Consider the following 13,052-nt stretch of genomic DNA (forward strand, 5'->3'; position numbering starts at 1 on the left):
CAATGGGCAAACTCATCGCTCGCCGACTCGGCTTGAGCATCTTCATCCTTCTCGCAGTGTCGGTGATCATTTTCTGCGCCACGCTGCTTCTGCCAGGCGACCCCGCCCGCGCCATCCTGGGTCAACAGGCCACACCGGAGCGCATCGCCGCGCTGGAAGCCGAAATGAACCTGGACAAAAACCCCGTCGAGCGCTACTTCCTATGGCTCGGCGGAGTGCTGACCGGCAACTTCGGCACATCCACCACCACTGGCGGACCAGTCTCCGAACTCCTCGGTGAGCCCCTGGTCAACTCCTTAGTGCTAATGGTGCTGGCTGCCCTCGTCGCGATCCCGCTCGGCATTCTCGTGGGCATCTACGCCGCCTGGTGGCGCGGGTTCCGACGCGACCGCGCCATCACGTGGGTCACGCTGATCCTCGCTGCGATGCCGGAGTTCGTCATCGGTATCTTGCTCGTCACCGTGTTCGCGACCTCGGTCTTCCAGGCCCTGCCGGCTGTGACGATGTCGCAACCGGGCGCGTCGGTGTGGTCGTATCCGTCGCAGCTCGTTTTGCCGACGCTGACCTTGGCGCTCGTCGTCAGTCCATATATTGCGCGCATGACCCGCGCCACGATGATCGAGACCCTCGACTCCGGCTACGTCGAAATGGCCCGCCTCAAAGGCGTGCCTGAGCGGCGCGTCATTTTCCGCCACGCACTCCCCCACGCCATTGGCCCCATCGCACAGGTCGTCGCGATCCAGCTCGCATGGCTTGCCGGCGGCATCGTCGTCGTCGAGTACTTGTTCCGCTACCCGGGCCTCGGCGTCGCCATGATCGACGCCGTCAACTACCGCGACGTCCAAGTTGTCCAGGCAGTCACCCTCCTCATCGCCGCCGTCTACGTCGTGGTCAACCTGCTTGCCGACGTCATCGGCATCATGGCCAACCCGAAGCTAAGGAGCAACTAATGACCCAGCCACACAACCCTGGCTCCGAGTCCGTAGAGTCGCTCGAGCCAACGGAAACGCTGCGAGCTGATAAGGCAGCGGCGACCGAACCCGCTGCCACCGACGTTCGCACGGGCGACGAGCTCAAAGCCTCCCTGTCCAAACCTGACCCGCTGCTCAAGCGCATCTGGGCACAGCCGGAGGGCAAGGTCGGCATGGTGCTTACTGGCGCAGTGCTCCTCGTCACGCTCGTCGGCTACTTCTTCGCCGAACAGCTCACCGGCTACTCCACCACCGAGTTCTTGGGCCTGCCTTTTGTGTCTGACGGGGTCTTCGGCACCGACAACCTCGGGCGTTCCGTCGCCTCACGCTTTGTCGGCGGCGGCCTGATTCTGCTCATCACGGCTTTCCTGGCGACGGTGCTGGGCATGGTCGTGGGCACGGTCCTCGGCATGATCGCCGGCTACACAGGCGGCGTGACCGACGCTGTAATCATGCGCATCAACGACGTCTTGCTGGCATTCCCGCAGCTGATCTTCGCCATGCTGGCGATCGTGATTTTCGGGCCGTCCGCCACTGTCCTGGTGCTCGTGATCGGGTTGACCCATGCGCCGCGTATCGCCCGCGTGGCTCGCTCGGCAACGCAGTCGGTCACCAACGAGGACTACATCCGCGCCGCCCAGATGTACTCGGTGCCGCATTGGAAGATCCTCACCCAGGAAATCCTGCCGAATATCACCGGCCCGCTGTCCGTCGAGGCAGGTCTGCGCTTGACGTACTCCATCGGTTCGATCGCCTCCCTGTCCTTCCTGGGCCTCGGCATCCAGCCGCCTGCCGCGGACTGGGGCCTCATGATCAATGAGAACCGCATCGCCCTGTCCATTCAGCCGTGGGGCGTGGTCCTGCCGGTCATCGCCATCGCGATCTTGACCATCGGCACGAACATGCTTGCCGACGCCACTGCCCGCGCCACCGCCTCCACCGCCACCCCCGTCAAACGCACCGGCGAAACGACCCCGAGCGAGCGCCACGACAAGGTTCAGCCCATCATCAATGAAGACACCCGCAGCCGAACCACCAAGGCTGCCCCGAAGGAGAACGCATGACCACCTCGATTAATGCGGATGGCAAGGGGCCGAAGAAGGAGTCGCTATGGGCGTCGACAGGCCGCCAAAGCGAGTACGTGCCTCCCGTGCGTAACGACGACACCCTCGTTCTGCGCATCCGCGATCTCCGCCTGGCGACGTACAGCGGCACCGAGATCCTCCACGGCGTCGACATCGACCTGTACCGGGGCGAAATCGTCGGCCTGGTCGGCGAATCCGGCTCCGGCAAGACCACCGCGGGCCTCGCTGCTTTGGGCCATGTCCGCACCGGTTTGAGGATCACCGACGGCACCGTCACCCTGCATTCCCGCGACGGGAAGACCACCGACGTCCTCTCCCTGAGCGAGGACGTGGTCCGCGAGATGCGCGGCACCCGCGTCGCATACATCCCGCAGGACCCGGCTCTCAGCCTCAACCCGGCGATGCGCGTCGGCGACCAGATCCGCGAAGTTCTCGACATCCACAACTACGGTTCCAACTCGTCTGAGCGCGCCGAACGCGTCCGCGAAGTCATGCGCGACGTCGATCTGCCCGACACCGACGAGTACCTGGCGCGCTGGCCGCACCAGCTCTCGGGCGGGCAGCAGCAGCGCGTGGGCATCGCCATGGCATTCGCCATGTACCCCGATGTGTTGATTCTCGACGAACCGACCACCGGCCTCGACGTGACCACCCAGAACCATGTCCTGAAAACGATCCGCACCATGACGATGAAGAACGACGTCGCCTCGCTCTACATCACCCACGACCTGGCTGTCGTCGGCGAGCTCGTCGACCGCGTCATCGTGATGCTTCGCGGCGATATCGTCGAGGAAGGCCCCTACAACGCAGTCCTCTACAACCCGAAGCACGCCTACACCCGCAAACTGCTCGGCGCGATCCCCGACTTGGAGGGCGACAAGGACATCGCGGGCAACGACCGTTGGGACAACTCCTGGGCCGAAGTCCACGGCGACCCCGAGGCATCCGCTGACACCCCGCTCCTCCAAGTCCGCGACCTCGAAATGGCGTACGGCGACAACAAGGTGCTGCACGGCATCGACCTCGCCATCGAGGCCGGCGAATCCACGCTGCTGCTCGGTGAATCCGGCTCCGGCAAGACCACTCTCGCGCGCTCGATCGCCGGACTCAACCCCGGCTACACCGGCGACGTGCTGCTGCGCGGCAAAGAACTCGCGCATTCGAGCCGCGACCGCACCCTCGAGCACCGCAAGGACGTGCAGTACATCTTCCAGTCGCCGTTCTCGTCGCTGAATCCGCGGCGCACGATCGGCGAATCGATGAGCGTCCCGCTCGTCATGGCGGGCGAGCTGTCCCGCGATGAGCAGCGCGACATCGTCGAGGAAACCCTCGAAGCTGTGCAGCTGGACCGGAGTTTCTACGACCGGCGCCCGGGCGATTTGTCGGGCGGCGAACGCCAGCGCGCCGCAATCGGCCGCGCCCTCGTCAACGCCCCGTCGGTCCTGGTGTGCGACGAGATCACCTCAGCGCTCGACGTGTCGGTCCAGGCGTCGATCCTGCGGCTGCTCGCCGAGCTCCGCTACGAGCGCGGTCTGTCGCTGCTGTTCGTCACGCACAATATCGCGCTCGCCCGCCATATCGCGACGCGTGTGGCTGTGCTCAACAAGGGCGTCATCGTCGACGACGGGCCGGTCGACGACGTCCTCGACAACCCGCAGCACGAGTACACGCGAAGCTTGCTCGCGAATATCCCGTCGCTCTAGCCGCCGGGCCCCGTGGGTAATGCGGGGTGTGTATATCCGCAGGCGGAGGACAACGCCGTGGCACACACCCCGCAATGCGTCGAGGCCACCCGCGGCATTGTCGACGACCGCGAGCGCAGCGAATAGATCAAGGATCTCCAGCGCAAGTTCAACGACCGCGGCGGCTACATGAGGCGGCCTGGTCTACGTGTCAATCTCGTCCATCGGACGGTCGAGGTCGATCCCCGGTACGGCGCTCGTAGCGTTCCAGATCGGCAATCATTTTCGACATGAACATGAACTCAAGCACATTTTCTCCCACCGCCAGCCGGATAACGCTGCCATCATCCAGGTCCCAATCGGCGCCCTCCTCGTACAGCGGAGTTCCCGTCGGTGCAAAGCCGATGCATTCGGTAATGCTCTGTTTTACTTCGGGGAAGGCCGCGCGTACCGCAGCCTGGGTCGCGGCACCTCGCTCTTTGATCGTGTCAGAGACACGCGCATTGAAGCGCGAAAGCTCACCGCGCATCTCGTTCACGGCCGCTAGTGGCAAATTGATGTCGTAGTTGGTGAATCCACCGCGCCTACGATTCTTCTCCCAGTTGAGTTGCTCGTACAGGGCCGGGAATTCCTCGAATGGAATCGGCTTTGACGCGTCCCGCAAGAGCGTGACCAAAGGGCAAAGTTGTTCTTTGGCAACGGTGTTGAGAGTTGTCATTGCTCTTCCCTACCTCAATCAGCCTGGGATATCGATTTGCAGGCTTGATCGAAAGTACCCTGTCCAGGACCAGTCCGCAAAGGCAAGATCGCACATTCGAGACGCGACCACGCCCTCGAACACCGCAAGGACGCACGAATACACGCGCAGCTTGCTCGCGAATATCCCGTCGCCCGCTGGGTAGGGTGGGAAGTGTATATCCGCAGGCGAAAACAGGAGGATAACGCCGTGGCACCCCCCATCCCCCACCCCGCAACGACTGATCTCAAACCGTTGCCGGTTCCCCCGCTCGATGAGACCCTCAACGCGTACAGCCACGCGCTCGAAGCGGTGCTCCACGGCAGCGAACTCGAGCACGCCCGCGCGGTTGTCGAGTCGTTCCGCACAGGCGCCGGTCCGCGCCTCGACGCACAGCTGCGCGAGCGCGCCGCCGAGCGCGAAGCAGCGGGCACCAATTGGCTTGACGACGAATGGTATTCCTCCTACCTCACCACCCGCTCCCCCCTCACTCTGGCGTCGAATGTCGGTTTCCAACTGGCCTTCCCGGGCGCGGATGACATGAGCGGTCTCGACCGTGCCGTCGATATCATTCGCCGCGCCGCGACCGTGCACCTCGCGGCTGCGTCGGGCGACACTCCAGAGGATGTCGACAGCCGCGGCAACCGCATCACCATGAACCAGTGGTTCGTCTACGCAGGAGGAATCAGGCAGCCGGAAGAAGGGGAAGACGCGGTCGTCGCTACGCAATTGGGCGCTGCGAACCGCGAGATCGGCGTATTTGTCGACGGGCGTCTGTTCGCTCTCCCCGTCAGCGACGCCGACGGTGTCGTAGTCTCTGCCGCTGCTCTTCGCGCTAGCCTCGAAAAAGTCCGCACACACGAAGCTGCAGCCCTCGATTTCAACGCACCGTCCCTGCTCGGTTCCGGTGTCCTCGCGGACCTGCTGCCGGCGATCCTCGAGAAGGGTGATAACCGCGCGACCTACCAGCGCCTCACCGACATGCTTTTCACGGTCGAGCTGCAGTCGAACGGATCCGCAACGTCGAGCGACGCCGAGCGCATCCGCGAAGCCACGTTCGCCCCGCGCGGCGCATGGGTGTACAAGCCACTGAGCTATCTCGTCGACCTCGACAGCGATTGGGTCACCGTCCACGTCGAGCACTCGTGCCAGGACGGCGCGACGCTGGTCACCGCTGTCACGCGCATGCAGGACGCCGAGCTTCCCGCAGGAGCGTCCGTCAAGGCAGAGCCTGAGGAGCTGCTCTGGGAGCTCGACGACACGACGACGCAGCAGATCACGACCCACCTGGAGACCTTCAAGGCGCAGGCTGGCACCCTCCGCACGGACATCGTCACCGTTCCGCACGACATTCCGGAGGACCTGCCGTTCAAGCTCAGCCGCGACGCGTCGGCCCAGCTCACTATGACCATCGCGCAAGAGCTCACCTACGGGCACGTCCGCGCGGTGTACGAAGCCGTCGACATGCGCGAGTTCCGCGCCGGGCGCACCGAATGTCTGCGCGCCGCCACGCCCGAAGCGGTCGCTTTCGCAGAAAAGCTTATCGACGGCACCGCCTCCCCCGGCGACCTCCGCTCCGCCCTCGACGCCCACCGCGCTTGGGTGAAGCGCTGCAAGTCCGGCAACGGTGTCGACCGGCATATCCAGATGATGGCCACCATCGACGACCCTGGCTCTTCTGATCCGTTCTTCACGGACCGCGCGGCGACCGCAGCACGCCGAGATTTCCTGTCCACCACCTCCATCGGAGGCGCGAATCAAGTCGTGCGCTACTGCTTCGCGCCGACGCTTCCGGAAGGCTTCGGTATCTCCTACACCCCACTTCCCGAAGACACCGAGTTCTGTATTTCCTGGAACACCACCTCCACTGAGCAACCCGAGAAATTCCGCGCGAATCTCGGCAAAGCAGCTGCTCTGTTCTGGGAGTTTTGCGAGGAGTTGAGCTGACAATGAAGAAGATTGGACTCACCGGCGGGATCGGTAGCGGCAAATCGACGGTGGCGAAGCTACTGGCGGAAGCCGGTTTCGAAGTTGTCGACGCCGACCAAATTGCCCGAGACATTATGGAGCCGGGCTCACCTGTCCTCGACGACGTGGCTGATGCGTTCGGGGCCGATGTGATCAGGGAAGACGGAACGTTGGATAGGGGGAAATTGGCGGGAAGGGCGTTCGTCGATAAGCGTGCTACTGAGAAGCTGAACTCGATCACCCACCCGGCGATCCGCGCGGAGTCCGAGCGTCGATTCGCCGACGCGGAAGCTGACGGCGAACCTGCGGTCGTGTACGACATGCCGCTGCTCGTCGACATCGGCATGCACCGCGACATGGACTTCACCGTCGTCGTGGACGTGGACGCCGACGAGCGCGTCCGTCGTCTCGTAAGCTCGCGCGGCCTCGATGAAGCCGATGCCCGCGCGCGCATCGCGCAGCAAATCGACGATGCCACGCGCAAGGCCGCAGCCGATGTCATCATCGACAATAACGGCGCTATCGACGCGCTCAGACCGCAGGTCGATGAGCTGATTGCGCGCCTTAAGGCCTGAAGTTTCGCCCATTAGTCGGATAACGTTCAGAGCCACGCTACGTCCCATTCATCTCCTCGTTCTAATGTCACTCGCCATGGGAACGTGGGACATCGGGCCGTTCGACAACGACCCCGCAGTGGACGCCGTCGCAGCGCTTGCCGACGGCTCCTTCAGCATGGACCAGTTCCGCTTCGACTGCGGCCGCGGCCCACTGGGCACCGATGAAGCCGAATCCGTCATCGCTTTAGCAGCCGTTCTGAACGGGCACGTCCCCTCCGAAGCTCTCGCGCCAGCGCTTCGTTTCCCGTTCACCCTCGACGACCGCCGCTGGATCCGCCGCCGCGCCAACCAGGCCCTCCGCCCCGGCAATTCCGAGCTCTACGACCTGTGGGAAGACGCCGGCGAACTCGACAATTGGCTGGCCGAAACCAAGAAATACGTCGCCTGAACCGCCCCCGCTGAGCGCCAACCTGCTTTCTTCCCAGGACACCTTTAGACTTGCCACTTATGCCAGTGGACCAAGTCGACCCGCTCATCAGCTCGATATACGAATGGATGGATGTCTCCGGTGTGCTGCTGATGGGCATCATCGGCGGCACACTCGCACGTCAGCGCGGCTATGACATCGTCGGGTTCTTGTTCATCGCCATGCTCTCGGCGCTTGGAGGGGGCATGATCCGCGACGTCCTCATCAACCAGAGCTCCGTGGCGGCAATGACCAAGCCCGAGTATCTGATTCTGGCGTTCACCGGCGCGCTGATCGCCCGCTTCGTCTATTTCAAGGGCAAAGCGTGGGAGTTTCTCCAGTCTCACGGCGACGCCATCGTTTCTGCCCTGTGGGCGGCCACCGGAGCATACAAGGCGATCCATTACGGCTTGCCCGTTCTGCCCACCATCATGATGGGCGTGTTCACTGCTACCGGCGGCAGCATGATCCGCGACGTCGTGACGGGCCGTGAACCTAGCGTCTTCGGCGGCAACCAGCCGACCGTGCTTCCGGCGGTCGCATGCGCTGTGACCGTCCTGATTGGCAACTCGACCGGGCACCTCGCCCTGTCCATGGTGCTGGGCCCGGTCACCAGCTTCGCGTTGTTCCTCTTCGGCTATTACGGAAACTGGCGAGTCAGCCAGGACCCGGACTTCGCACCTGTGAACGCCACTGTCAACGCGACCGCTACTCAGGTCGTCTCTCTAGCTCGAAAGGCCGAGAACCGCTCCCGCGCGGTGGCTAGAGAACTAGAACCGAAAGGCTTGCGTGCCTGGCGACACCGCCAGATGGAAAAAGCCCTCCAACGCCGCATTGAAGCTGAGATCCGCAAAGGCAAGCGGCCGGCAGAGGCTCGGAACGATGCAGACGAGTTTCTCACCGAGTTCACTACCCAGTTCCCTGTCATCGATTCTGAGACTCTCGCCGAGGCCGGCGTGGAAATCCCGGCAGAGGAAGAGAACATCTTCGAAGGCATCGGCGTCGACATCGAGGGTGACTCCTACGATGCCGACAACACCGAGCCTGACCCAGCCGAGATCGAGGCAATGCATGCGGACATGCTGGATATCATCCTCTCCGATCCAGCACTCACCGATGAACTCATCGAACGCCTCGTGGAGCGCTACAAGCGAAAAGACTCATAGACCTTTAGGCGTGCGGAAGTGGCCGTGGGGTGTGGTGGCCCCTCGGCTATGTCCCGAACAGTAGGTGCATGGCACCGTATTGGTGTGTGCTGTTCGGTACTGGTGTTCCGCGCGGTGAAACCCATGTTGGTGTCCCATCGCGCACCTGTATTCGACCCCTGTTGTGCCTGTCGGGGTCATCGTCGTTGGTGCGGTTGTGATACCTGCACAACACCGACAGGTTGCTCATGTTCGTCGGCCCACCCCGGACCCAGGGTTCGATGTGGTGGACCTCGCAGTTATCAGCAGCATGCCGACAATCCGGTACAGGACACGTCGTCAGTGTTGCCCGGGCGAGGTCGCGTTGTTTCTTATTAGCGAACCGCTTCGTGTTGTACAGGTTCACCGGACCTACCTGCGGGTGGAACAACGCCACCTCCAAGTCCTTGGAGTGATGGTGGGTTAGGTACTCCGCACCCGTCATCGTCGTGCCATCCGACAACCCCAGGATGGTGTCGTCCCCTTGGCCGCCGAGGATTGAGATGTAATCCGGCAGCGGGATTTGAACCAGCGGGCGTGGGACAGCATCAGCGACAGCCCCATCCTTGTGGAGCAGGTCGTGGAATGCCTCGTACATTTGCGGGCCCTCAGGGCGGGTGGCGTCGAGTTTTTGGCGCAGGGCGTACTCAAGAGCAGCAATATCCCGCGCATCACCAGTAGCACTAAAAGTGCGCTTGCCTTTCCGTTCCTTACCGAACCGCACCGCCGACTCAGGTGCTGGTGCGTCTGGTTCGGGGACGATGTCTTTGGCGCGGCGTTTCAACGTCTCGTAATTCCCGCGCACCGACAACAACGCCAGGCGGATCTTCCACTTCTCCTTCTCGGTACCCAGGGGGCGGACGCGTTGTTCGATGAGCACCAATTGATCCAGAGACTTCGCAGTCTGGCGGGCAACACGAACAGCATTAGCCTGTTGCCGGGAAAACCGAGTCTTTCCGTAGTAGACCTCGTAGACGCCTTTCCAATCGGCAACGCGGGTGGGGTTGGCACCAGCGTCGACAAGCTGCTGGGCGTCGAAACTCCCCAGCAGGTCGATGGCATTGCCTGCGCCCACATGCGCCGCGAATTGGTTCATGCCACAAACGTTAAACGCCCCGCAACCTATCGTCTACGAAACGATGGCTACTTCAGTAGACATCGCCTAAACGGGCAGGTCACAGGGCGTGAAAACGGGGCAAAACCAGGGCAGGAGGCGTCGATAAGCATGCAAAAAGACCCGCACCGTGAAGTGCGGGCCTGTGATGCTATGCGTTAGTTGCCTGCGAGCTTCTCGCGCAGAGCTGCGAGCTGCTCGTCGGACGCGAGGGAGCCACCCTGCTCAGCCTCACCAGCGGACGGAGCTGCCGGAGCTGCAGCCTCGCCGGAGGTGGAGCTGTAGTTGGTCTCGCCCTCGCCGGCTGCCTCTGCCTCTGCGGCGGCAGCGCGGTGACGCTCGATCTGAGCGGTGTGAGCCTCGTGCAGGCGAGCAGCCTCGGCGTAGCGAGCCTCCCACTCCTGACGAGCCTCGTCGTAGCCTTCCATCCACTCGTTGGTCTCCGGGTCGAAGCCCTCCGGGAAGATGTAGTTGCCCTGCTCGTCGTAGGAGTCGGCCATGCCGTAGCGAGACGGATCGAACTCCTCGGAGTAGTCCTCGTCAGCCTGCTTGAGGGACAGGGAGATGCGACGACGCTCGAGATCGATGTCGATGACCTTGACCATGACCTCTTCGCCGACGTTGACAACCTGGTCCGGCACCTCGACGTGGCGCTGAGCCAGCTCGGAGATGTGGACGAGGCCCTCGATGCCCTCTTCGACGCGGACGAACGCGCCGAACGGGACGAGCTTGGTGACCTTGCCCGGGACGATCTGGCCCACAGCGTGGGTGCGGGCGAAGACACGCCACGGATCTTCCTGGGTGGCCTTCAGCGACAGGGAGACGCGCTCGCGGTCGAGATCGACGTCGAGCACCTCGACGGTGACCTCGTCGCCGACGGTGACAACCTCGGACGGGTGGTCGATGTGCTTCCAGGACAGCTCGGACACGTGGACCAGGCCGTCAACGCCGCCAAGGTCGACGAATGCGCCGAAGTTGACGATAGAGGAAACGACACCCTTGCGGACCTGCCCCTTCTCCAGCTGGTGGAGGAAGTCGGAGCGGACTGCGGACTGGGTCTCTTCGAGGTATGCGCGGCGGGACAGCACGACGTTGTTGCGGTGCTTGTCCAGCTCGATGATCTTGGCTTCGAGCTCCTGGCCGATGTACGGGTCCAGGTCGCGGACGCGACGCATTTCGACGAGGGATGCCGGCAGGAAGCCGCGCAGGCCGATGTCGAGGATGAGGCCGCCCTTGACGACCTCGATGACCGTACCGGTGACCGGCTGGTCGTTCTTCTGCAGCTCTTCGATGGTGCCCCAGGCACGCTCGTACTGCGCACGCTTCTTGGACAGAAGCAGACGACCTTCCTTGTCCTCCTTGGTCAGGACAAGTGCGTCGATCTCATCGCCGATTTCGACGACCTCGTCGGGGTCGACATCGTGCTTGATGGAGAGCTCGCGGGTCAGAATGACGCCTTCGGTCTTGTAGCCGATGTCGAGGAGGACCTCGTCGTGGTCGACCTTGACGACGGTGCCGGTGACGATATCCCCATCGTTGAAGTACTTGATGGTCGCGTCAACTGCGGCGAGAAAATCCTCAGTGCTGCCAATATCGTTGATGGCAACCTGCGGGGTAGTAGAAGTGGGCATAGGTTATGTTGCTCCGAAATGGATAGGAGATAGCGGTTGGACATGAGCGCATCTCTCGAAAAAAGCAGCTTATCGACGCCCCAAAAGAGGCCTTACTAGCTGGGATTTCGATCTCGCTCCCGCCGTGGGCGGCCCTCCTATTACGACCGGGGCCACGTGGGCAGCGTAGATACGCCTTTGCGAGATTAGTTGATTTCCCCAGCTTGGGCAAACTTTGATCTGGTGCGTCGCGCGGGGGATTTTCATGCGGTCATGCATAGGATGCGTGGCGCGCATTCACCATTTTCCCACCAATATCTTTATTCTTAAACAGTCAACCAAATTTGATAGTGCCCACAGGGCACGTAGGTGGTGTTTTTATGTTGAAGCGCGGTATCGGTATCGGCTTCGCTTTCATCGGTGTCGTTGTGGGCGCCGGTTTCGCTTCCGGCATGGAGGCGTTCCAGTACTTCGTCTCATACGGCGACATGGGCATGTGGGGCATTGTTCTCGCCGGTGTGGTCATGGCTTTCGCGGCGGTGGCTTTCCTCGCCTTCGGTTCCTATTTCCAGGCGAATGAGCACACGCGTGTGTTCGGCGAAGTCTCGGATGGCTTGTCCTCGAAGATCATGGACTGGTCGGCAATCGCCTGCATGTTCAGCGTGGGCTTCGTGATGTTCGCGGGTGCCGGCTCGAACCTTGAGCAAGCATACGGCTGGCCGATCTATGTCGGCGGTGTAGCCATGCTGATCATCATGTTGCTGGTGGGCCGCCTGGATGTGGACAAGATCTCCGTGGTCCTGGGGCTGGTCACGCCGCTGCTCATCATCTTCGTCCTGATTGCTTCGATTTGGACGTTCACGCACACGAGCGTGGACTTTGCGTCGCAAAGCGATTGGGCGCAGGAGAACGTCCAGGGCGCGACGGGCGCTCCGACCTGGTGGCTTGGCGCGCTGAACCACACCGGCCTGAACGCACTGTGCACTGTGTCGATGGCGATTGTGATCGGCGGCGATAATTTCGATAACAAGTCGGTGCGCATCGGCGGCCTGATCGCGGGCTTCCTGTACGCGGCGATGCTGGCGCTGCTCGTGGTCACTCTGTTCATGGAGGCTGACAAGATCAACGGCGACGACCTGCCGCTGCTGACCGTGCTGTTCAATATCAACCCGGCACTTGGCCAGGTGATGACGTGGGTCATCTTCCTCATGGTGTTCAACACGTGCCTGGGCATGATCTACGCGCTCGCGAAGCGCTTGACGCGAAAGAACCCGGACAATTTCTACAAGGTCTACGTCGGCGCGTGTCTCGTCGGCTTCGTACTGTCCTTCATTGGCTTCAAGCCGCTCGTGGCCAACCTGTACCCGATCCTGGGTTATCTGGGCCTGTTTGTGATCGCGGTGCTGGTCTACCAGTACTTCCGCTACCGCGACCGTCTGGACCGCGAGGGCGAGCTGCGAACAGCGGCTGTCGACCTGGTCACCGACGAGGAGAATCTCGATCCGGACAGCGAGTTCGCGGACATGTCGCTCGACGAGCTGGCTGAGGAATCCATGCTTGACGACGACGAGTTCCACGAAGCTCTCGAAGCCGAGGTCGAGGACGAAGACGTCAGCGAAGAGACCGCTGGCGGTACTGAATCTTCAGGCTCCACGAAGATCTAGGAGGTCTCCCCTCCC

General features: G+C 62.5%; 11 protein-coding genes. 8 read left to right on the top strand and 3 right to left on the bottom strand.

Annotated features, from left to right (window positions below; genetic code table 11):
- Positions 1–2: 2 nt before the first annotated feature.
- The 3 genes from J5Y21_RS01565 to J5Y21_RS01575 are packed head-to-tail and all read left to right on the top strand — an operon-like array spanning position 3 to position 3,759.
- Positions 3–950 carry an ABC transporter permease gene (locus J5Y21_RS01565; RefSeq protein WP_210572096.1) on the top strand — a complete coding sequence of 316 codons (948 nt, stop codon included), beginning with the start codon at positions 3–5 and terminating at the stop codon, positions 948–950.
- Positions 950–2,035: an ABC transporter permease gene (locus tag J5Y21_RS01570; protein ID WP_210572098.1), complete on the top strand. Its 1,086-nt coding sequence runs from the start codon at positions 950–952 to the stop codon at positions 2,033–2,035. Before J5Y21_RS01565 ends, J5Y21_RS01570 begins: the two co-directional genes overlap by 1 nt.
- Positions 2,032–3,759, top strand: coding sequence for an ABC transporter ATP-binding protein (locus J5Y21_RS01575; RefSeq protein WP_210572100.1), 1,728 nt, complete (start codon positions 2,032–2,034; stop codon positions 3,757–3,759). Before J5Y21_RS01570 ends, J5Y21_RS01575 begins: the two co-directional genes overlap by 4 nt.
- A gap of 190 nt (positions 3,760–3,949) precedes the next feature.
- On the opposite strand, the gene J5Y21_RS01580 is transcribed toward J5Y21_RS01575, so the two are convergent.
- Positions 3,950–4,456: a DUF6301 family protein gene (locus tag J5Y21_RS01580; RefSeq protein WP_210572102.1), complete on the bottom strand. Its 507-nt coding sequence runs from the start codon at positions 4,454–4,456 to the stop codon at positions 3,950–3,952.
- A gap of 228 nt (positions 4,457–4,684) precedes the next feature.
- Between J5Y21_RS01580 and J5Y21_RS01585 the strand changes: the two genes are divergently transcribed.
- From J5Y21_RS01585 to J5Y21_RS01600, 4 genes are all read left to right on the top strand, one after another.
- Complete coding sequence (locus tag J5Y21_RS01585; protein WP_210572104.1) at positions 4,685–6,421, top strand: choline/carnitine O-acyltransferase; 1,737 nt, start codon at positions 4,685–4,687, stop codon at positions 6,419–6,421.
- Between the two features lie 2 nt (positions 6,422–6,423).
- Positions 6,424–7,017 carry a dephospho-CoA kinase gene (gene coaE, locus J5Y21_RS01590; RefSeq protein ID WP_210572106.1) on the top strand — a complete coding sequence of 198 codons (594 nt, stop codon included), beginning with the start codon at positions 6,424–6,426 and terminating at the stop codon, positions 7,015–7,017.
- 64 nt (positions 7,018–7,081) lie between these two features.
- Complete coding sequence (locus J5Y21_RS01595; RefSeq protein ID WP_246874841.1) at positions 7,082–7,447, top strand: DUF4259 domain-containing protein; 366 nt, start codon at positions 7,082–7,084, stop codon at positions 7,445–7,447.
- Between the two features lie 59 nt (positions 7,448–7,506).
- Positions 7,507–8,631: a trimeric intracellular cation channel family protein gene (locus J5Y21_RS01600; protein ID WP_210572108.1), complete on the top strand. Its 1,125-nt coding sequence runs from the start codon at positions 7,507–7,509 to the stop codon at positions 8,629–8,631.
- Positions 8,632–8,677: 46 nt separating this feature from the next.
- Here the strand turns inward: J5Y21_RS01600 and J5Y21_RS01605 are convergent, their stop codons facing one another.
- Both J5Y21_RS01605 and rpsA read right to left on the bottom strand, forming a co-directional pair.
- Complete coding sequence (locus J5Y21_RS01605) at positions 8,678–9,745, bottom strand: HNH endonuclease signature motif containing protein (RefSeq protein ID WP_210572110.1); 1,068 nt, start codon at positions 9,743–9,745, stop codon at positions 8,678–8,680.
- A 176-nt stretch (positions 9,746–9,921) separates the two neighbouring features.
- Positions 9,922–11,394, bottom strand: coding sequence for a 30S ribosomal protein S1 (rpsA, locus tag J5Y21_RS01610; protein WP_210572111.1), 1,473 nt, complete (start codon positions 11,392–11,394; stop codon positions 9,922–9,924).
- A gap of 359 nt (positions 11,395–11,753) precedes the next feature.
- On the opposite strand from rpsA, the gene J5Y21_RS01615 reads away from it, so the two are divergent.
- Positions 11,754–13,037, top strand: a complete 1,284-nt coding sequence (locus J5Y21_RS01615) for a hypothetical protein (protein WP_210572112.1) — start codon at positions 11,754–11,756, stop codon at positions 13,035–13,037.
- The last annotated feature ends 15 nt before the right edge of the window (positions 13,038–13,052 follow it).

Origin of the sequence: Corynebacterium sp. Marseille-P3884 (assembly GCF_017942225.1) — a bacterium.
GTDB lineage: Bacteria > Actinomycetota > Actinomycetes > Mycobacteriales > Mycobacteriaceae > Corynebacterium.